This is a genomic window from Pseudomonas sp. NFPP04, assembly GCF_900113815.1.
Lineage (GTDB): Bacteria > Pseudomonadota > Gammaproteobacteria > Pseudomonadales > Pseudomonadaceae > Aquipseudomonas > Aquipseudomonas extremorientalis.
Genome location: NZ_FOQS01000031.1, coordinates 1 through 1036, shown reverse-complemented (window position 1 = coordinate 1036; position 1036 = coordinate 1). Strand labels below are relative to the sequence as shown.

Genomic DNA, 1036 nt, shown 5'->3' with positions numbered 1-1036 from the left:
GGTGACTGCGTACCTTTTGTATAATGGGTCAGCGACTTATTTTCAGTGGCGAGCTTAACCGAATAGGGGAGGCGTAGCGAAAGCGAGTCTTAATAGGGCGTCTAGTCGCTGGGAATAGACCCGAAACCGGGCGATCTATCCATGGGCAGGTTGAAGGTTGGGTAACACTAACTGGAGGACCGAACCGACTACCGTTGAAAAGTTAGCGGATGACCTGTGGATCGGAGTGAAAGGCTAATCAAGCTCGGAGATAGCTGGTTCTCCTCGAAAGCTATTTAGGTAGCGCCTCATGTATCACTGTAGGGGGTAGAGCACTGTTTCGGCTAGGGGGTCATCCCGACTTACCAAACCGATGCAAACTCCGAATACCTACAAGTGCCGAGCATGGGAGACACACGGCGGGTGCTAACGTCCGTCGTGAAAAGGGAAACAACCCAGACCGTCAGCTAAGGTCCCAAAGTTATGGTTAAGTGGGAAACGATGTGGGAAGGCTTAGACAGCTAGGAGGTTGGCTTAGAAGCAGCCACCCTTTAAAGAAAGCGTAATAGCTCACTAGTCGAGTCGGCCTGCGCGGAAGATGTAACGGGGCTCAAACCATACACCGAAGCTACGGGTATCACGTAAGTGATGCGGTAGAGGAGCGTTCTGTAAGCCTGTGAAGGTGAGTTGAGAAGCTTGCTGGAGGTATCAGAAGTGCGAATGCTGACATGAGTAACGACAATGGGTGTGAAAAACACCCACGCCGAAAGACCAAGGTTTCCTGCGCAACGTTAATCGACGCAGGGTTAGTCGGTCCCTAAGGCGAGGCTGAAAAGCGTAGTCGATGGAAAACAGGTTAATATTCCTGTACTTCTGGTTATTGCGATGGAGGGACGGAGAAGGCTAGGCCAGCTTGGCGTTGGTTGTCCAAGTTTAAGGTGGTAGGCTGAGATCTTAGGTAAATCCGGGATCTTAAGGCCGAGAGCTGATGACGAGTTACCTTTTAGGTGACGAAGTGGTTGATGCCATGCTTCCAAGAAAAGCTTCTAAGCTTCAG

The 1036-nt window shown here is 50.9% G+C and carries 1 rRNA gene; it reads left to right on the top strand.

The window, feature by feature from the left end:
* A 23S ribosomal RNA gene (locus BM017_RS28725) occupies nucleotides 1-1036 on the top strand; the annotation flags it as partial.